Below are 17,161 nucleotides of genomic sequence, written 5' to 3'. Positions count from 1 at the left end.
ATCACCAGACCCTCACGACGAGCCGATAGGCTGGCTCGTCGTCGTAGTCGTCGAGGTCGAACTCGTCGTCGAGCGTGACGATCCGGGCCGAACTCGCCGCGGACTGGTCGTCGTACGCCGTCGTTTCTGCGGCCATCGCAGTTCCATCGTGCTCGGTTTCGTTCCCGTCGAGCGTTTCGAGGCGCACGCTCACGTGGTCGAAGACGGCGTCGTCAGTCGCTCGGAGTCCGAGCGCGGTCACATTCTCGTCCTCGTCGTCGTTCGCGTACGTGGCGACGAACCGCTCGCCGTCGATCTCGTTCCGATCCGCTGAGTCGGAGAGGCTGTGGACGAGTCGGTCCGCGATGCGGTCCGCCTGAGCCGTCTCTGCGCCGCCGGCCGGCGAGTCGAACGGCGTCGTCAGCGACGGGATGTACGAGAAGACGAATGCGATCGACAGCAGAAAGACGCCGATGCCGATGGCGAAGTCCTGGGTCGTCTGGCCCCGGTCCGACAGCGAGACCGAAATCGTTCGCGGCCGCTGCCCGCAGGTTCGTTTTCGGCCTCGGTCGGGGGATCGATTTTTGCGCCTCATGCTAGGCCACCATCACCCAGCCGACGAGTGCTATCGTCGACAGACCCACTGCGTACTTGAGCCCGCTCAGCACGTCGGCGTCGCGCATGTAGCCACAGATGAACCCCGACATGATCGCCTGCAGGGTCACCGCGTGGAAGAACAACACGGAGAGCATGTCGACGTTGATGTTCTCGCTGAGGTCGGCATCGGCGAGTTCGCTGTCGCCACCACCGCCGCCGTCGCTGCCGGTCTCGAGTCCGGCCATCGTGTCGATGAACTGCGTCTTGAGGATCGCGATCACGGCGAGCACCGTCAGGAACGTCATGATGATGATCACGACCTGCATCATCGTCCGAGACTTGCGCTCGCGTTCGATATCGTCGTGGTTCTCGCTGGCCTGGGCGGCGGTTCGGAGAACCGCCGAGATCTGGTTCGACGCCTCCTGGGCCTCGCTAATCAGTCGCGTCGTACGGGCGAGGCGCGGAATGTGGTACTTGTTGTTGAATTCGATGAGCGCCTCCTTGAGACTCATTCCGTAGTTGACCTTCGTGTGCATCATCTCGAACTCGCGAGCGAGTTTGCCGCTCGTCGTATCGGAAACCGACTTGAGCGACTCGAGCAGCGTCAGTCCGGTATCGTTCGCACTCGAAAGCTTCCGCAAGTCCTCCGAGAGGTTGTTGACGACGGCGGTTCTGTGTCGCACGTTCCACTCGCGGAAGATCGCCAGCGGGATCGCGACGACGTACAGCGGCAGGTAGATGTAGACGAACGTCCCCCAGATGGCGTTCTCGAGTAGTCCGTCCCAGGAGGTCGGCGCGGAGCCGGTCATGATGGCCGTCGAGACGATAACGAGCATCGCCGGAACGGTAAGCGCCAGCGTGTACAGCGGGTTGTCCCGGAAGAAAATGTGCGGCTGTCGCAACACCGACACGGTTTCGTGGGTCCCCTCGCGGTTCTTGATCCGGTCGAAGACGCTGTGGTCGCCCGTGAACTGCTCGACGAGACCGAGGTTGAGCAGACTCTGTTCCTGTGCGCTCTGGACGCGGCGGTCGTCGCCACCGAGAGAGAGGTAGCCGTCACCGGGCTCGTCGCCTTTCACCGTCGAAAGCATGACGAGAAAGCCGATTCCGATGAGGGGAATCAGCCCGTAGACGGTCATATAGAGCATCTGGTTCGAGACGTCCGCGTCCGGGATCATCTGCATGATGACCATGATGATGATCAGCAACAGCGGGAACAGCGAGAGCGTCATGTACATCTCCCCGAAGAGTTCGAGCGTCTCGAGGGTGATCTCCTGTTCCTGCTTCGCGGTTCGCATGTGCTTTTCTTTCTTGTCCTCGAGGAAGCTCTCCATGTCACCGCCGCTGTTGACGATCGAGAGCATGTCCGTCAGGAACTGCGAGAGTTCGTCGCTCGGCGTCTCGAGTGCCTGCTTGCGGATTGCCGTCCGGTAGTCGGTGTCGAAATAGTCGGACTCCTTGACGATGCTCTGGAACTCCTTTGCGACCTCGCCGTAGGTGTCGTCGGCCTGGGCCATCGCCTCGATAATCTCGAGTTGGTTCAGGCCCCCGACCGACAGCGCGTACATGAACGAGACGGAGTCGGTCAGGAGCATGTTGATCTGGCGCTTCCGGGCGGACGCACGCGAGTAGGGAATCGAGACGAGCGAGCCGAAGCCGATCGCGAAGCCGATCGAGCCGAATACGATCCCCGTTACAGTAACCAGTGCCGGAATTCTGAGCAGTTCGATGATCGTGAGGACCGTCTGACTCTGGACGGGGAACCCGAGAATCTCGTCGACGTGGATGAGTCCGGTGGCGAAGAGAGCGTAGCCGATGATCGTCCCGACGATCCACAGACAGAGCCCGGTGATGACGCCGATACCGAGCGCACGCGAGAGATAGAGTTCGACGGTATCGGTCATCCGCGCCTGCGCGAGTTTCGTCTCGACGTCGGCGACGAAATCGCTCTCCTCGCTGAACAGCCGCGCGTACAGCGGGTAGAACCAGTCGCCGAACGAGTCGGCGCTCCCCGAGAGGGATCCGGATCCCCCACTGCTGTCGGTCTCGAGGCTCATGCGTCCGGCTCCTCGTCGGTGTCTGCTGTGTCGTTCTCGGCGGCTCCTTCCGTTCTGAAGATCGAGCCGTCGGGATCACCGTCACCATCACCGGCGTCGGACGCAGCGTCGTCCTCGTCCATTTCGCCGGCGTCAGTCTCGAAGATCGACTCCCCGTCGCTCGCCGTCTCGTCGGTTCCCCCAACGTCGATCGTCGGAGGTGCCGGCGTCTCGGTCTCCGGACTGTCGGTGGTCCCGACATCGATGCTCGGGACTTCTGCGTCGCCCTCGGCCGTCTCAGCCGCCGCTGTTGTGTCACTCGTCTCGGCCGTCCTGTCCGTCTCGCTTGCCTCGTTCGTCTCCGTCGCGTCGCCCGTCTCCGACGGTGCGTCACGGTCTCCCTCCGACTCGGACGCTGGCGGCGCCTCAGGTTCCGACTCGCCCGAAGCGTCGTCCGCGGCCGCCTGCTGAAACTCGCCGCTAAACGCTGCAGTCGACTCTTCGTCGGGAGCGCTCGGATCGAAGATCGAATCGAAGTCCGTCTCCGTGAACTCCGTCTCGGTCGCGCTGGACGCGCTAGTCTCGTGGCTCTCGTCGCTCTCGTCGGGCGGATCGCCCGCCTCGAGTTGCTCGAGCGTTTCGTTCATGTCGTCGAACAGGCCGCCGAAGTCGCTCTCGTCGGGGTCGTCCGTCGGCAGTATCTCCGGCCCGGTCTCGGAGCCGTCAGGATCGGATCTGTCGTCGGAGTTCGTCCCCGGGTCGTCGTCTTCGGTCGCCGTCTCGCTGCCGTCGCCGATGGCGGGAACGTCGCCCGTCGCAGCGGTCGTCTCCGTCGGCTGTCCGTCGGGTTCGCTCTCGCTTTCGGCCGTCTCGGCAGGGGCCGACGACGAAGCGTCGCCGGACGAAGTGCCAGCCTCCGCGCTGACGTCGAACCCATCGTCGTCCTCGAGCCACGACGGTGCATCCGTCGCATCGCTCGTCGCTGTCGTGAAGCCGTCGCCGTCGTCGTCGAACTCCCAGTCGTCGATACTGCTCGAGAAGTCGACCGGTTCGCTGTCGGAGCCGTCGACTTCGATGGTCGACTCCGCCTCGACGTCGCCGAGTGTGCTCGCGAGACCGCTCGGCACCTGTCCGCGGTACTCCTCGAACAGCGACTCCTCGGCTCGCTCGAGGAGGTCCATCGAGAGGTTGTACGTCTCGGAGGTCGCCTCCGGTCGCGGGACGAGTTCCTCTTTCTCCTGGTCGACGTCGATTAGCACGCTCTCCATCTCGCGGAGGTCGTCGAGGCTGTCCTCGAGTTGCCCGTTCGCGATGAGCGTGAGGATCGTGTCGGGATCGTTGATGAACGCCTGGACCGTCGCCGCGACCTCGGCGTACGTGTTCAGCCCGTTCTTGATCAGGTAGGCGATGATGACCTCGCGCTTGAACAGTTCCTCCTCGAGTTTCTCCGTGCTCCAGCCCCGGTCGAACTGGATCGCCTCCATGGTGTTCGAGTCCCCCATCCTGAGGTACTCGTCGGTCTCGGCCTGCCACTGGTAGACGTCCTGGACGTTGATCTCGTCGTGTTCGGCCTCATAGTGGTTGATCTCGGTGAGCGACTTGTTCCGGCGGACCTTCCGGCCCTGGACCCTGGTCTGGGTCTGGATCGAGACGAGATCCAGTGCGGTGAACATCGTCTTCGAGACGTTGATCGGGTCCGTGGTGAACCGTTTGAGCACCTCGTCGACGGAGTCGGCGTGAAACGTGGTGTAGGTGGTGTGTCCCGTCGACATCACCTGGAACAGCGTCCGCCCCTCCTCACCGCGGATCTCGCCCATCACGATGTAGTCGGGTCGCTGTCGGAGCGCGGCTTCAAGCAGATCGAACTCGTCGACGTCACCCTGCGAATCGTCGGAGAACGACGGCCGGGTCACGGATGCGATCCAGTTGCGCTGCGGGAGTTCGACCTCTCGGGTGTCCTCGATGGAGACGATCTTCGCACTGGACGGGATGAACAGCGAGACCGCGTTCAGCGAGGTCGTCTTCCCGGACGCGGTACCGCCGGCGAAGATCAGGCTCTTGTGGTTCTCGATCGCGAGCCAGAGGAACGCCATCTCCTCCAGGCTGAAGGTGTTCCAGTTGACGAGGTCGATCGGCGTGAACGGGACGTCCTTGAACTGCCGGATCGTGTAGTTCGTCCCGTGGTCGGAGACTTCCTTGCCGAGTGTCAACTGAGCGCGGGAGCCGTCCGGCAGGGTCGCGTCGACCTGCGGGAGCCGTTTGCTGATCCCCTTCCCCGAGCGCTGGGCGAGTTTGACGACGAAATCGTCGAGTTCGTCCTCGCCGTGATAGATGTTGGAGATGATCTGCTCGTATTCGGAGTGGTAGACGAAGACGGGCGAGTTGTAGCCGTCGACGGAGATGTCCTCGACGTTGATGTCGTGTTTGATACCGTCGATGCGCTCGTAGCCGATGAAGTTTCGCTTGAGCAGATAGAGCAGTTTCTCGACCTGGTACTCGCTCATCGTGTCCGGGTCGTCTTCGAGAATCGCCGGCTCCGGTCGGACGGCGATTCCCTCGAGTTGGCTCGGCCCCGAATCCTCGTCGTCCTCGTCGTCCTCGTCGAGGAGCGTCGTGATGGACTCGAGCAACCCGGCTTCGGTGCTCCCCGACGTCTTCTCGAAGAGGTCGTAGCGCTCGAGCAGCTTTCGCGTCTCCTCCTCGATGACCGTGCGCCGCCCCTCCTCGCTGGCCTTCTCCTTGACCCCCTCGTCTGAGTACTTGATCGCCGTCCTGAGTTTGCCCGAGAGGAACTCCTGGAGTTCCGTCTCGATCTCGTTTCGGTACGGCTCGATCATGTAGTACTTCTTCTCGTTTTCCTTCTCGGAGTGGAAGATGACGACGCAGGCGTAGGGTTTGTTCACCCAGTAGCGCTCGACTTCCCGAAAGTGGGTCTTCTTCTCCATCGGGACGGCCTTCTCGAGGTCGTAGCGGTTGGTGACGGTGGTGTTCCCCGCCACCGTCGAGAAGAACTCGTCTTCGTCGAGATCCTCCTGGACGTCGACCGTCCGCTCCTCGATGACGTCGTCGAGTTCCATCGCGGCGTCGTCGCCGGCGGCGAGTCGCCGCTCGAGCGTCTCCGGGTCGAACCCGAGCGCGTCCTCCCTGTCGTGGCGAACGATCTCCCCGTCGTCGTCGCGTGGCCGATTCCCGTCCTCGTCGTAGTAGTACTCCCACTTGTAGTGCTCCCAGGTCCAGACGTCCTTGGTAACCGGCGTCGTCTCCGGGTCGACGTACTCGAGAAAGATATCGTTGAGTACGTTCCCGTTCGCTCCGGCGATGTCCGTAATCAGATCCTCGAGATCGTCAGGATGGTACCCCAGGTAGGATTCGGGATCGAAGTCGACCTGCTCCCAGTCGTCACCGCTGGGAACCGACGGCTCGACCGGTTCGTCCGTGTCGAGTCCGAGTTGATCCTCGGTTTCGGATTCGTCCGGATACAGCGCCGAGACCTCGCTTCCGTGCCCGTGCTCCTCCATAAACTCGGCCCAGGTGTACTCGCCGACGCGAACGTCCGGCGCTGATTCCACCTCCGTCGATCGATCCGCCTCCGACACAGGACCAGACGCCTCGCCGTCAGAAAACCGTCCGGCGTCTGACTTGTCGGTCTCGTCAATAGCCATTATCGCGACCTCTCGTTCACCCTTCAAAAAACTCATCCACTCATTACCACTTCTGATAATCTCGCATCCGTTATGATTCGCCATGTCTCGAGCGAAACGCTCGTCCGGCTGATACCGGTCCCTCTGGGCTAATTTTCTTCGGATACGGCAATAGAATCAGCACCTATTTAATTTATCTTAGATTGACATATTTCGGTTGTGGAGTCGGCGGTCTCCGGACGAAAGAAACTGGATGCGTTACCGAATGCTTCGATGAAATGTTAGATCGAACAGACAGTTCGTTCGGGTGACGGGTCGGTTCTGTGAGCGTCGTTCCGATTGCGAGAACCACCGGGGAAAGGACTTGGTAGCACCGCACTCGACAGAGGAAACGATGACGGAGCTATTCGATCTCGACGGGCGAGTCGCGCTGGTAACCGGCGGCGGACGCGGTATCGGTCGAGCGATCGCGATCGAACTCGCGAACGCCGGCGCCGCGGTCGTCCCGACCGCTCGGTCGACGACCGAAATCGAAGCGGTCGCCGAAGAGATCGAAGCGGAGGGCGGCGACGCACTCGCCGTTCCCGCCGACGTGACCGATCCGGACGCCGTCGCCGACGCGGTGGACCGGGCCGTCGACGCGTTCGGTGACCTCGACGTCGTGGTCAACAACGCAGGAATGAACCCGGAGGACGCGCTCGGCCGGCCGGAAGACGTCTCCAGAGACGGGTTCGGCCGCACGCTCGAGGTCAACCTCGGCGGCGCCTACGAAGTGACGACCACGGCGGCAGAATCCCTTCACGAGAACGGGGGTGGATCGGTCGTCAACGTCGCGAGTGTCGGCGGGATCGTCGGCCTGCCGCGCCAGCATCCCTACGTCGCCTCGAAACACGGACTCGTCGGGTTAACGAAGAGTATGTCACTGGACTGGGCGCCCGAGGTCCGAGTCAACGCCGTCGCTCCGGGCTACGTCGCGACAGACCTGACCGAAGACCTCCAGGAGAACGAACAGCTTCGAGCGTCGATCCTCGACCGAACGCCGTTAGACCGGTTCGCCGATCCCGAAGAGATCGCCGGTCCGGTCGTCTTCCTGGCGAGCGACGCCGCCAGTTTCGTCACCGGGTCCTGTCTCTCGGTCGACGGCGGCTGGACGGCGCGGTGACTCGTCCGGTGTTCTGTCGGTGGGAAGGGTGCTCGCCCGCAGTGATCCTCCGCTGCAGCGGCGGGCGAAGTAGAGATGCACCTCCCGGAGGGCGAAACGGACGGCGATGCGGGAGCGCTACGAGAACGATCGCGAATCGTTCATCGATCGATTCGACCGTGGCCCGTTTCGAAGCCTCGGATCGCCTCGAGTTGTCGGTTTCGCGGGAACTTTATCTGATGTTGATTGAACTACATTCATGACACAGCAGCAAGTCGAAGTTACCGGGCCGGTCGATGCATTCCGGCAGTTCTTCTCCCTTCAGCGGGACGTTCTGGTCCTCTCGCTGGCGATGTTCGCGTTCAGCCTCGGCTTCCAGATGACCAACCGGTTCCTTCCGGACTATCTCGTCTTTCTCGGTGCGACCGGGTTCATCGTCGGTCTGTTCGCCACGCTCGGGAACGTCATCGGAGCGGTCTATCCGTACTACGGTGGGATCGTCTCCGACCGCGTCGGCTCGCGGTACGCGCTGACTGTCTTCGGCTTTCTCTCGACGTTTGGATTCGCAATCTGGCTGGCCTCGGCCTACGTTCCGGCGATCGATCTCGGCGTGACGACGCTCGAGCCGTGGGTCTGGGTCTTCGTCGGACTGCTGTTGGCCCAGTGCTGGAAGTCGTTCGGGATCGGGGGGCACTACGCGATCGTCAAGCAGGCCACCGAACCCAGTCGTTTGGCTCGCGGCTTCGCCAGCACGGAAACGTTCCGACGGACGGCCTTCTTGATCGCCCCGCTGATCGTCGCCGTCCTCGTGGCCGACCAGCTCATGCCCGGCTTCCTGTGGGTGCTCGTGATCGCTATCGTCTTCTCCCTCCTCGGTACCCTCGCCCAGCATCTGCTGTACGAGGCTGACGAGGATTCCGTCGGTAAGGAGTTCGAGGGGTTCGGACAGATCGTCGACGACATCCGGGCGCTCCCGGATCCGCTCCGTCCGTTGCTGGTAGCGGATACCTTCGTCCGGTTCGCTAACGGAATGGTGTACGCGTTCTTCATCCTGGTGATCACGCGGCTGATGGGAATCGGGTTGACGGCGACCCTCCCCGTCGTCGGAGCGATCGACCTCTCGCCCGCCGCGTTCTTCGGCGTGCTCCTGAGCATCGAGATGTTCATTGCGCTACTGACGATGGCTCCCGCCGCTAAAATCGCCGAATACACCGGCCTCAAGCCGATCGTTGGACTCGGTTTCTTCGTCTACGCCATCTTCCCGATCATGCTAATCTTCGCGCCGGAGAACGTCTGGATCCTGGTCGCACTGTTCGCCTTCTCGGGACTGCGTTTCGCCGGACTGCCGGCCCACAAGGCCCTGATCGTGGGCCCGGCCGAACGAGGCGCGGGCGGTCGGGTGACCGGTTCGTACTACTTCATCCGCGGCGCGGTCGTGATCCCGAGCGGCGTGCTCGGGGGATTCCTCTGGGAGTTCGTCACCCCGGAGATCTCGTTTACGATCGCCTCGATCATCGGGATGATCGGCGTCGGCTACTACGCAGTGTTCGGCCAGGAGTTCGAAGCATACCAGTAGGGCAGCCTCGGAAGTTCCGTCGACTGAGTTGCCCCAGTGGGCTACCCACTCATCGTTACACTCGTCTAGGCTGGCCGACCGCTAACAGACAAGCGGCGCGACTTCTTAGATTATGACGCGAACTCGTCTCGTGCTCGAGATGGGCGTGGCGGGACTCGGACGGGTGTGGCGGGACTCGGACGGGTGTGGCGGGACTCGGACGGGTGTGGCGGGACTCGGACGGGTGTGGCGGGACTCGGAGACGGCGGGACTCGGACGCGGCGGGATTCGAACCACGGTCGTTCCGCTTCGCTCCACTCCCTGATTCGAATCCCGGGCCCGTTGCGGTCACTCACGTTCGTTCGCGACCGCAACGGGCGTGGCGGGATTCGAACCCACGATCAGAAGGTTAGGAACCTCCTGCCCTATCCGCTAGGCCACACGCCCCGTCGAAAAAAGCGCTAGTTCGATTCCGTTTCGGTCTCTTCCTCGGTGGTGACCGGTTCCGTCTCGACGAAGTCGTCGTCGTCATCAGTGTCGAGTTCGCCCTCGGCCTTCGCGGCGGCGAACTCCTCTTCTTCGCCCTCTTCGAATCCTGCTTCGCGCATCTCCTCGAGTTCGGTTTCGACCTTTTCACGCCCCTTCTGGAACTCACCCATGGCCTCGCCCGTCGACCGTGCCAGCTTCGGGATCTTGTTCGCCCCGAAGAGCAGAATGGCGATGAAAAGGATGATCAGTAGTTCCGGACCCCCTGGGATAGGGGCAAACAGCGGTGCAATTTCGAATGCCATCTCTATGCGTGGCTTACCGGCTGGCAATTATAATCTTTTTGGACCGGACGGTAAATTCGTGACACAGAGTTTCGGCCACTGGAGAAAGAGCTCTCGGATGGGTCGTGACTACCGGGAACGAAACTGTCTTTCCCGTATGGACGTAACTCACGTCCGATGGTAGAAACTGGAGACGCCGCACCGGACTTTACGGCACCGCTCGCGAACGGCGACATCGACTCCTTCACGCTCTCCGAACGGCTTGAAGACGAGGCACCCGTCGTCCTCGCCTTTTTCCCCGGCGCGTTCACGAGCGTCTGTACGACCGAGATGTGTACGTTCCAGGACCGACTCTCGGCGTTCGAGGACGTCGACGCCAGCGTCTACGGCGTCAGCCGCGACTCGCCGTTCACGCTCAACGAGTTCCGCGAGCAGAACGACCTCGAGTTCGGTCTGCTCAGCGACCTCAACAAGGAACTCGTCGAGGAGTACGACGTCGAGATGGACTTCGACGACCTGGGTGTCTACGGCGTCGCCAAACGCTCGGTGTTCGTCGTCGACGCCGACGGCGAGGTCACGTACGCGTGGGTTAGCGACGACCCCGGCGTCGAACCCGAGTATGCGGAAGTCGAAGACGCGGTTGCGGACGCAGCGTAACCTACCCGCAGCGCTTTTTTAGCCCCGAGTCGACGTTCCAGTATGAGCGATTCTACGGCTGACGACCAGGACGGACGCGTCTATATTCCTGATGCGGACCACCACTTTCCCGATCAGAAGCTCAATCAGGTTCTCGAGTTCATCGAGGAGGACGAAGAGATTCAAACCTACCTCGAGGCCCAGAACATCAACGCCGTCGACCGGATGCGGTACAACGACCACGGCGAGAAACACATCGAGATCGTTCGCAACCGTGCACTCTGTCTGTACGATCTGTTGAAGGCGGGCAACGTTCAGTTCAACGGCGCCAGCGAGCAGGGCCTCGAGGAGGCCGACGAGGGAGTCATCGTCGCACTCGCGGCGACCCTCCACGACGTCGGCCACGTCGTCCACCGCGACCAGCACGCCTACTACTCGATTCCGCTGGCCGCCGACATTCTCGACCGAGTGCTCCCCGAGTTCTACGACGTCGCCGACACCGTCCGGATGAGAGGCGAGGTCCTCCACGCGATCCTCTGTCATCACACCGCCGAGACGCCGCTGACGACCGAGGCGGGCGTCATCCGGGTCTCCGACGCGCTCGACATGGAGCGCGGTCGGTCGCGGATTCCCTACGAGCAGGGTGGCCGCGGGATCAACACGCTCTCGAGCCAGGCGATCAGCCGCGTCTCGCTTCACGAGGGCGACTCCCGTCCGGTGATGGTCGAGATCGCGATGACCAACGCTGCCGGCGTCTACCAGGTCGACAACCTGCTGAAGGCCAAACTCCAGGACTCCGGGCTCGAAGATCAGATCCGGATCGTCGCCGTCAACACGAACGAGAACCGCGAACAACTGGTCGAACGGATCGAACTATAGGGCGGATCCGCGTTCTATCCGTCTCTGTCTACGAGCGCAATCGACCCTTCAGCAGAGCCTGTAGCGGCCGTCGACTCGCTCGAGGTGCCCGCGATTGCGAAGGGTCCGCGTAATCGAGAGCACCGCGCCCTTGTCGACGTCGAGTGCGGTACAGATCTCGTCGGCGGTCGACTCCGATCGGACGCGGAGATAGAGGTAGACCAGCTTCGCCTGTGCCGATTCGAAATCGTCGGGTACTGACACGGTAGCTCTCGATTGTCCGTCGAGTTTCATACTACACTCTCCGTAGTTCGACGATATTAAAACTCGGTGTCGTCATCTGTCGAAAGTTGCAGCACGATACGGATCAGAACGGCAGGGAGCGGTGCGAACGGATGCGACGAGTTCGCCGAGCCGGCGATCCCGTCTCGAGTCAGGGCGCTTTTGTCGTCGCTCGCCGTTCCATCGGTATGAATATCCAGCTCGTCGTGCTCGGTTTGCTGACTGGCGCGCTCACCGGCGCGTTCTTCGCTCTGTTCGACGTTCCGATCCCGGCACCGCCCGAACTCCCCGGACTCATGGGAATCGTCGGCATCTACCTCGGCTACAAGCTCGTCGAGATGTCGGGCGCCAGTCTCGACGTCCTCGAGTCGATCGGATTCTGACGTCGACTGTCGAACTGGGGGTCGTCAGGAACCGACGTCCAGATCGGCGGCGAACTCGCGAGCGCGCGACCTGATCGCGGCAGCGTCTGCGACGACGACCTCGCCCTCGCGCTGCAGTACCTCCCCGTCGACCATCGTGAACTGGACGTCGTCGCCGTGTGCGACGAACGTCAGGTGCGAGAGTGCGTCGTGGATCGGCGTTGCGCGAGTGATATCGGTCTCGAGGCCGACGATGTCGGCCTTCCACCCCTCGCGAAGCTTTCCGACGCGATCGAAGCCAGCGGCCCTGGCACCGTTGATCGTCGCCATCTCGAACACCGTCCGGGCCGGCAGCGCCTGGGGCTCGAGGCGGTCGACCTTCTGGAGCAGGCTCGCCTGGCGCATCTCCGTGAACGGGTCGAGCGTGTTGTTACACGGCGGCCCGTCGTTGCCCAGCGCGACGTTGATCCCGCGATCCAGGTAGTCGAGCACCGGCGCGACGCCGCTGGCGAGTTTCATGTTCGAGGACGGGCAGTAGGTCACGTGGGTCCCAGTTTCTGCGAGCACCTCGCGTTCGGACTCGTCGGTCCAGACGCAGTGAGCGAGCACGACGTCCTCGCCGGTCAGCCCGACCTCGTCGAGCCAGTGAATGTTCCGCCGGCCGGTCTCTTTCTCGACGGTTTCGATCTCGCCGCGGTTCTCGCTCGCGTGGGTGTGGATCGTCACGCCGTCGTACTCGTCGGCGAGTTCCCTGGTCCCGCGGAGACACGCTTCGGTACAGCTCACGGCAAAGCGGGGCGTCACGGCGTACCGAATCCGGCCGTCGGCGGCGCCGTGGTACTCGCGAATGAGCCGCTCGCTCTCGGCGAGCGCCTCGTCGGTGTCCTCGAGTAGCCCCGGCGGGGAGTCCTTGTCCATCATGACCTTTCCGAGTCGGCCCCGGATGCCGAGGTCACACGCGGCCTCGAACGCCTCCTCCGCGTGGGCAACCGAGAGGTGGTCGACACAGGTCGTGGTCCCGCTCTCGATCATCTCGAGGTAGCCCAGTTCGGCGGCAGTGTGCATCTCTTCGGCCGAGAGCGACGCCTCCATCGGGAGGACGTACTCGAAGAGCCAGTCGAGCAACTCGGTGTCGTCGGCGATACCGCGACCGAGACTCTGAACCGAGTGGACGTGCGCGCCGACGGTTCCCGGCGCGAGCAGATCGCAGGCGTGGCGCTCGTGGTCCGGATACTGCTCGAGACACGTCGAACGGTCTCCGACGGCGACGATCACGTCGTCCTCGACGACGACGGCACCGTCGTGGATCACGGTGTCTGCATCAGCGACGACTGTCCCCGACAACAACATACCTTCCCTCGATAGCCGGTGTGGTACCTTATTTCTGTGGATATCGTCCTGCGGTATCGTCGGCGCTACCCATCGTAGGCGCCCGTTCGTCCCCGAATACGCTCAGGACGAGCGGAACTGCAGCGACGCTTTCGAGAGCAGCCACACGAGACAGATGGCGGTAGCGAACGTGAGATACGCCACGCCGAGGGGCAACACGAGCAACGGCAGGTAGTCGGCGAACAGGTAGGCGACGAGCACGAGCACCGGGACGAGAACGAGGTTCAGTCTGACGAATCGCTCGAGTCCCATTTACGCGAGGGAAGTGGAACGCGACGTATAGCCCTGCTGGTCTCGGCGTCGGGAAAAAAGACGTGCTCGAAAAGGCTCCCGGGCGTCAGTAGCTGCGGACCTTCGGCTCGTAGGTCTTCTCGCCCTCGAGGATGACGGGTCGGTAGAAGATGTTGGGCTCACCGTCGTCCCACGAGATGAGCGTGTGTTTGAGCCAGTTCTCGTCGTCGCGCTCCTGGTTCTCCTGGCGCCAGTGGGCGCCGCGGAACTCGTTGCGCACGAGTGCGCCAAGTGCGATCGTCTCGGCGACGTCGATCAGGTTCCGCGTCTCGTAGGTCATCTGAAGGTCAGTGTTGAACGTGCGCGAGGGGTCATCGACGTAGACGTCCTGGTACTCCTCGCGGCACTCGCGGATGATCTTCAGCGCCTTCCTGATACCGTCGCCGGTGCGGAAGACGTTGACGTAGTCCGTCATCGCCTTCTGAAGCTTCGCGCGGATCTCGGCGTGCTGGATGCCGTCCTCTTTGTCCATCAGGTGGTCGACGCGGGCCCGTTCCTGTTCGACGGCGCGCTCGAGCAGTCCCTCAGCCTCTGTTGCAACTCCGCCGTCGGCGGCGACGCCACCCGAACTATCGAGGCCGGCCTCGCCGGGGGCGACGGGCAGTTCCGTCTCGGTCTCGTCCTCGACGTCGTCGCCGTATCCGGTCTTGATTTCGGCTTCGCCGAGGTCGTCGCCGGCGGCGTGGCGACCGGCGCGCTTGCCGAAGACGATGAGTTCCGGCAGTGCGTTGCCGCCCAGGCGATTCCCGCCGTGGACGGAGACGCAGGCGCACTCGCCGGCCGCGTAGAGGCCGTCGATACAGGTCTGGCCGTTCTCGTCGACGTCGATCCCACCCATCGCGTAGTGCTGGCCGGGTTTGACCGGCATCGGCTCGACGAGTCCGTTGACGCCCTCGAAGTCCTCCGCGAGGTGGAGGATGTTCTCGAGGCGGTCGAGGATGCGGTCCTCGCCGAGGTGGCGCATGTCGAGGTGGACGTACTCGTCCTCGACGCCGCGACCCTCGGCGACCTCGTCGAGTTCGGCGCGGGCGACGACGTCTCGCGAGGCGAGTTCGCCCGAGTTGTTCGCGTAGCCGTACTCGAACATGAACCGCTCGCCGTCGTTGTTGTAGAGGATTCCACCCTCGCCACGGACACCCTCGGAGATGAGAACCCCCGTGGACGGCAGCGAGGTCGGGTGGAACTGGATGAACTCCATGTCCTCGAGCGGCGCGCCCGCACGGTAGGCCATCGCGTGGCCGTCGCCGGTACAGGAGACGGCGTTGGTTGTGTGGTCGAACGCCTGGCCGGGGCCGCCGGTCGCGAGGATGACGCCCTGGTTCGCCTTGAACCCTTCAACCTTGCCAGTCTGGACGTCGTACGCGACGACGCCCTCACACTCCCGGTCGTTGGGGTCGGGGTCGTCGCCCGTCACGAGGTTCATCACGTACCACTCGTCGTAGACCTGGATGCCGCGCTTGACGACCTGCTCGTACATCACGTGCAGCAGGTGGTGGCCGGTTTCGGCGCCGGCGTACGTCGTCCGCGGGAACGAGAGGCCGCCGAACGGCCGCTGGGAGACGCGCCCGTCCTCCTCGCGGGAGAACGGCATCCCCCAGTGCTCGAGCTCGATGGTCTCCTCGGGGGCGTCCTGCGCAAGCGTCTCGGCGGCGGGGGCGTCGGCGAGGTAGTCCGACCCCTTCATCGTGTCGTAGGCGTGAAGCTCCCAGTCGTCGCCCTCGCGGAGGGCGGCGTTGATCCCGCCCTCGGCCGCGCCGGTGTGGCTGCGGACCGGGTGAAGTTTCGAGACGATAGCCGTGTCGGCTCCCGCCTCGTGCGCTGCGATCGCGGCGCGAAGGCCGGCGCCGCCGGCGCCGACCACGATGACGTCGTGTTCGTACATATTACCAGAATTTCAGGTTCTTCTTGACCGCTTCCCGCTTGAGCTCCTGAATGTGCTCGGTGAGCGGGATGTCCTTCGGACACACCTCCGTACAGGAGAACTGGGTCTGGCAGCGCCAGACGCCGTGTTCCTGTTCGACGATGCGGAGTCGGTGCTCCTTGATCTCTTCGTCCTCGCGTTCGTCCATCGCGAACCGGTAGGCCTTGTTGATCGCTGCGGGCCCGAGATAGTCGTTGTCGCCCGCTGCGATGTTACACGAGGACATACACGCGGCACACCAGATACAGCGCGTGGACATCTTGACCTTCTCGCGGTTCTCCCGGGACTGGCGCTGCTCCTCGAGGTCGCCGTCGGGGAGGTCTTCCTGCTGGAAGTAGGGCTCGACTGCGTGCATCTGGTCGTAGAAGTGGTCCATGTCGACGACCAGGTCCTTGACGACCTCCTGGTGGGGCAGCGGTTCGATCCGGATCGGCTGCTCGAGGTCGGAGATCTGGGTCTTGCAGCCCAGTTGCTGTTTCCCGTTGACGAAGAAGGCGTCGGAGCCGCAGACGGCCTGCCGACAGGAGTGACGGAACGTCAGCGATGAGTCGTACTCGTCGCGGGCATACATGACGGCGTCGAGGACGGTCATCCCCTTCTCGAAGGGGACGTAGAAGTCGTCGAAGCGCGGCTCTTGCTTGCCTTCGACCTCGGGATCGTATCGGAACACCTTGATGTGGACCGTCTCTCCCTCGAGGTCGGACTCGTCGACGGTTTCCTCCTGGGCCAGTCCCTGCTCTTTCTCCTTGAGTCGCTGATTCTGCGGCGACTCCGCGCCTTTCATCTCCGGGTCTTCAGGCGATTCCTGTGATTCCGGTTCTTGCGGTTCGGGTTCTTGTTGTTGCGTACTCATATTAGGTCCATCCCGCCATAGCGATCGCGACGTAGATTCCCTGGACGACGAGTGCGAGCCCGGCGATCACGAGGACCGCGAGCATGACTTTCTTCTGTGTCCCCTTCAGGCCCTGGTTGACCAGGGCGTTGTAGACGCCGTTGACGCCGTGGAACGTGGCCGTGATCAGGAACAGCACCATCGTCACGAAGTATCCAACGTTCTCCATTCGGGCTTGTGTCCCAGCGAACGTAACTTCTGCGGCGTGGTTGACGAAGTGCAACTGGAAGAAGTGGAAGGCGAGAACGACGACGAGAAACGCCGCCGTGATCCGCTGGAGCAGCCACGCGGTCCCGCCAGGCGCGAACGAAGAGTAGCGTTCCGCCATTAGAAGCCCACCCCGTGCATGAACGTGGGCACGCTCGCGACGGTGATGACGCCGGTCAACACCAGCGAGGCGTAGAAGCTCTTGTCCTGTGCCGAGAGGCCGATACCGAGGTCGACCATCAGCAGACGGAGGCCGTTCAGAATGTGAAAGACGGCGACGGCGAGCAACCCAACTTCGAGTACGCGAACGATGAACAGCGACTCGAGTCCCTGAATCGTCGTCGTGTACACGTCCGTTTCCTGCTGGATGAGAGTGGGATCACCGGCTGCAGCACCGATAGCCGTACTCAGCACGGCGATGTGGGTAAACAGGTAGCCGATAAGCATCCACCCGGTGAACTTGTGGAAGATCCACGCCCACATCCCGGCTGAGAACTCCTTCCAGCGACCGAAGTCCTCGATGAGACCGCGATTGTAAGACTGACTCATACGCTCATGTGGAGGGTTTGACCGTGAGGGTATAGAAGTTACCTTTATCGTATTT

General features: G+C 62.9%; 17 protein-coding genes and 1 tRNA gene. 6 read left to right on the top strand and 12 right to left on the bottom strand.

Annotation, left to right across the window (positions count from 1 at the left end; all coding sequences use genetic code 11):
- Nucleotide 1: 1 nt before the first annotated feature.
- From CV102_RS15145 to CV102_RS15135, 3 genes are read right to left on the bottom strand one after another with little or no spacing between them, the layout of a single operon-like run.
- Nucleotides 2-574, bottom strand: coding sequence for a DUF7287 family protein (locus tag CV102_RS15145; RefSeq protein WP_148858853.1), 573 nt, complete (start codon nucleotides 572-574; stop codon nucleotides 2-4).
- 1 nt (nucleotide 575) lies between these two features.
- A complete protein-coding gene (locus CV102_RS15140; protein ID WP_148858852.1) occupies nucleotides 576-2,633 on the bottom strand; it encodes a type II secretion system F family protein in 2,058 nt (685 codons plus the stop codon).
- Nucleotides 2,630-6,274: an ATPase, T2SS/T4P/T4SS family gene (locus tag CV102_RS15135; protein ID WP_148858851.1), complete on the bottom strand. Its 3,645-nt coding sequence runs from the start codon at nucleotides 6,272-6,274 to the stop codon at nucleotides 2,630-2,632. The genes CV102_RS15140 and CV102_RS15135 overlap by 4 nt, the downstream gene beginning before the upstream one ends.
- A gap of 373 nt (nucleotides 6,275-6,647) precedes the next feature.
- On the opposite strand from CV102_RS15135, the gene CV102_RS15130 reads away from it, so the two are divergent.
- The 3 genes from CV102_RS15130 (at nucleotide 6,648) to CV102_RS15120 (ending at nucleotide 9,274) form a co-directional block, all read left to right on the top strand.
- Nucleotides 6,648-7,415 (top strand): SDR family NAD(P)-dependent oxidoreductase, encoded by a 768-nt coding sequence (locus tag CV102_RS15130; RefSeq protein ID WP_148858850.1) that lies wholly within the window; start codon nucleotides 6,648-6,650, stop codon nucleotides 7,413-7,415.
- A gap of 238 nt (nucleotides 7,416-7,653) precedes the next feature.
- Complete coding sequence (locus tag CV102_RS15125) at nucleotides 7,654-8,970, top strand: MFS transporter (RefSeq protein ID WP_148858849.1); 1,317 nt, start codon at nucleotides 7,654-7,656, stop codon at nucleotides 8,968-8,970.
- A gap of 112 nt (nucleotides 8,971-9,082) precedes the next feature.
- A complete protein-coding gene (locus CV102_RS15120; protein ID WP_148858848.1) occupies nucleotides 9,083-9,274 on the top strand; it encodes a hypothetical protein in 192 nt (63 codons plus the stop codon).
- Between the two features lie 49 nt (nucleotides 9,275-9,323).
- Here CV102_RS15120 and CV102_RS15115 read toward each other — a convergent pair.
- A tRNA-Arg gene (locus CV102_RS15115) sits at nucleotides 9,324-9,396 on the bottom strand.
- Between the two features lie 14 nt (nucleotides 9,397-9,410).
- Complete coding sequence (gene tatA, locus CV102_RS15110; RefSeq protein ID WP_148858847.1) at nucleotides 9,411-9,740, bottom strand: twin-arginine translocase TatA/TatE family subunit; 330 nt, start codon at nucleotides 9,738-9,740, stop codon at nucleotides 9,411-9,413.
- A 156-nt stretch (nucleotides 9,741-9,896) separates the two neighbouring features.
- Between tatA and CV102_RS15105 the strand changes: the two genes are divergently transcribed.
- The gene (locus tag CV102_RS15105; protein ID WP_148858846.1) at nucleotides 9,897-10,376 is read left to right on the top strand and encodes a redoxin domain-containing protein; all 480 of its coding nucleotides are present in this window, start codon (nucleotides 9,897-9,899) and stop codon (nucleotides 10,374-10,376) included.
- Nucleotides 10,377-10,418: 42 nt separating this feature from the next.
- The gene (locus CV102_RS15100; protein ID WP_148858845.1) at nucleotides 10,419-11,234 is read left to right on the top strand and encodes an HD domain-containing protein; all 816 of its coding nucleotides are present in this window, start codon (nucleotides 10,419-10,421) and stop codon (nucleotides 11,232-11,234) included.
- 48 nt (nucleotides 11,235-11,282) lie between these two features.
- Here CV102_RS15100 and CV102_RS15095 read toward each other — a convergent pair whose 3' ends face one another.
- Nucleotides 11,283-11,507, bottom strand: coding sequence for a helix-turn-helix domain-containing protein (locus CV102_RS15095; protein ID WP_148858844.1), 225 nt, complete (start codon nucleotides 11,505-11,507; stop codon nucleotides 11,283-11,285).
- Nucleotides 11,508-11,683: 176 nt separating this feature from the next.
- On the opposite strand from CV102_RS15095, the gene CV102_RS15090 reads away from it, so the two are divergent.
- On the top strand, nucleotides 11,684-11,878 hold the full coding sequence (locus CV102_RS15090) for a XapX domain-containing protein (RefSeq protein ID WP_148858843.1): 195 nt from the start codon (nucleotides 11,684-11,686) through the stop codon (nucleotides 11,876-11,878).
- 24 nt (nucleotides 11,879-11,902) lie between these two features.
- Here CV102_RS15090 and CV102_RS15085 read toward each other — a convergent pair whose 3' ends face one another.
- From CV102_RS15085 to sdhC, 6 genes are all read right to left on the bottom strand, one after another.
- Nucleotides 11,903-13,207, bottom strand: a complete 1,305-nt coding sequence (locus CV102_RS15085; RefSeq protein WP_148858842.1) for a 5'-deoxyadenosine deaminase — start codon at nucleotides 13,205-13,207, stop codon at nucleotides 11,903-11,905.
- A 102-nt stretch (nucleotides 13,208-13,309) separates the two neighbouring features.
- Nucleotides 13,310-13,498 (bottom strand): hypothetical protein, encoded by a 189-nt coding sequence (locus CV102_RS15080; protein WP_148858841.1) that lies wholly within the window; start codon nucleotides 13,496-13,498, stop codon nucleotides 13,310-13,312.
- Between the two features lie 85 nt (nucleotides 13,499-13,583).
- Nucleotides 13,584-15,419, bottom strand: coding sequence for an FAD-binding protein (locus CV102_RS15075; RefSeq protein WP_148858840.1), 1,836 nt, complete (start codon nucleotides 15,417-15,419; stop codon nucleotides 13,584-13,586).
- 1 nt (nucleotide 15,420) lies between these two features.
- Complete coding sequence (locus CV102_RS15070) at nucleotides 15,421-16,311, bottom strand: succinate dehydrogenase/fumarate reductase iron-sulfur subunit (protein WP_148858839.1); 891 nt, start codon at nucleotides 16,309-16,311, stop codon at nucleotides 15,421-15,423.
- A gap of 1 nt (nucleotide 16,312) precedes the next feature.
- Complete coding sequence (locus tag CV102_RS15065) at nucleotides 16,313-16,678, bottom strand: succinate dehydrogenase hydrophobic membrane anchor subunit (protein WP_148858838.1); 366 nt, start codon at nucleotides 16,676-16,678, stop codon at nucleotides 16,313-16,315.
- Nucleotides 16,678-17,106: a succinate dehydrogenase, cytochrome b556 subunit gene (sdhC, locus tag CV102_RS15060; protein ID WP_148858837.1), complete on the bottom strand. Its 429-nt coding sequence runs from the start codon at nucleotides 17,104-17,106 to the stop codon at nucleotides 16,678-16,680. The genes CV102_RS15065 and sdhC overlap by 1 nt, the downstream gene beginning before the upstream one ends.
- Nucleotides 17,107-17,161: the final 55 nt, after the last annotated feature.

Source organism: Natronococcus pandeyae, assembly GCF_008122205.1.
In the GTDB taxonomy this organism is placed as follows: Archaea; Halobacteriota; Halobacteria; order Halobacteriales; family Natrialbaceae; genus Natronococcus; species Natronococcus pandeyae.
Note: the sequence above shows the minus strand (reverse complement) of the source record. Positions and strands in the feature narration are given on the sequence as shown.

Bases quoted from the DNA above. Each gene is read 5' to 3' on its own strand.
- CV102_RS15135 (WP_148858851.1), bottom strand. From the start codon at position 6,274: ATGGCTATTGACGAGACCGACAAGTCAGACGCCGGACGGTTTTCTGAC.
- CV102_RS15085 (WP_148858842.1), bottom strand. From the start codon at position 13,207: ATGTTGTTGTCGGGGACAGTCGTCGCTGATGCAGACACCGTGATCCAC.
- CV102_RS15100 (WP_148858845.1), top strand. From the start codon at position 10,419: ATGAGCGATTCTACGGCTGACGACCAGGACGGACGCGTCTATATTCCT.
- CV102_RS15080 (WP_148858841.1), bottom strand. From the start codon at position 13,498: ATGGGACTCGAGCGATTCGTCAGACTGAACCTCGTTCTCGTCCCGGTG.
- CV102_RS15130 (WP_148858850.1), top strand. From the start codon at position 6,648: ATGACGGAGCTATTCGATCTCGACGGGCGAGTCGCGCTGGTAACCGGC.
- CV102_RS15070 (WP_148858839.1), bottom strand. From the start codon at position 16,311: ATGAGTACGCAACAACAAGAACCCGAACCGCAAGAACCGGAATCACAG.
- CV102_RS15140 (WP_148858852.1), bottom strand. From the start codon at position 2,633: ATGAGCCTCGAGACCGACAGCAGTGGGGGATCCGGATCCCTCTCGGGG.
- CV102_RS15105 (WP_148858846.1), top strand. From the start codon at position 9,897: ATGGTAGAAACTGGAGACGCCGCACCGGACTTTACGGCACCGCTCGCG.
- tatA (WP_148858847.1), bottom strand. From the start codon at position 9,740: ATGGCATTCGAAATTGCACCGCTGTTTGCCCCTATCCCAGGGGGTCCG.
- CV102_RS15065 (WP_148858838.1), bottom strand. From the start codon at position 16,678: ATGGCGGAACGCTACTCTTCGTTCGCGCCTGGCGGGACCGCGTGGCTG.
- CV102_RS15125 (WP_148858849.1), top strand. From the start codon at position 7,654: ATGACACAGCAGCAAGTCGAAGTTACCGGGCCGGTCGATGCATTCCGG.
- CV102_RS15095 (WP_148858844.1), bottom strand. From the start codon at position 11,507: ATGAAACTCGACGGACAATCGAGAGCTACCGTGTCAGTACCCGACGAT.
- sdhC (WP_148858837.1), bottom strand. From the start codon at position 17,106: ATGAGTCAGTCTTACAATCGCGGTCTCATCGAGGACTTCGGTCGCTGG.
- CV102_RS15090 (WP_148858843.1), top strand. From the start codon at position 11,684: ATGAATATCCAGCTCGTCGTGCTCGGTTTGCTGACTGGCGCGCTCACC.
- CV102_RS15145 (WP_148858853.1), bottom strand. From the start codon at position 574: ATGAGGCGCAAAAATCGATCCCCCGACCGAGGCCGAAAACGAACCTGC.
- CV102_RS15120 (WP_148858848.1), top strand. From the start codon at position 9,083: ATGACGCGAACTCGTCTCGTGCTCGAGATGGGCGTGGCGGGACTCGGA.
- CV102_RS15075 (WP_148858840.1), bottom strand. From the start codon at position 15,419: ATGTACGAACACGACGTCATCGTGGTCGGCGCCGGCGGCGCCGGCCTT.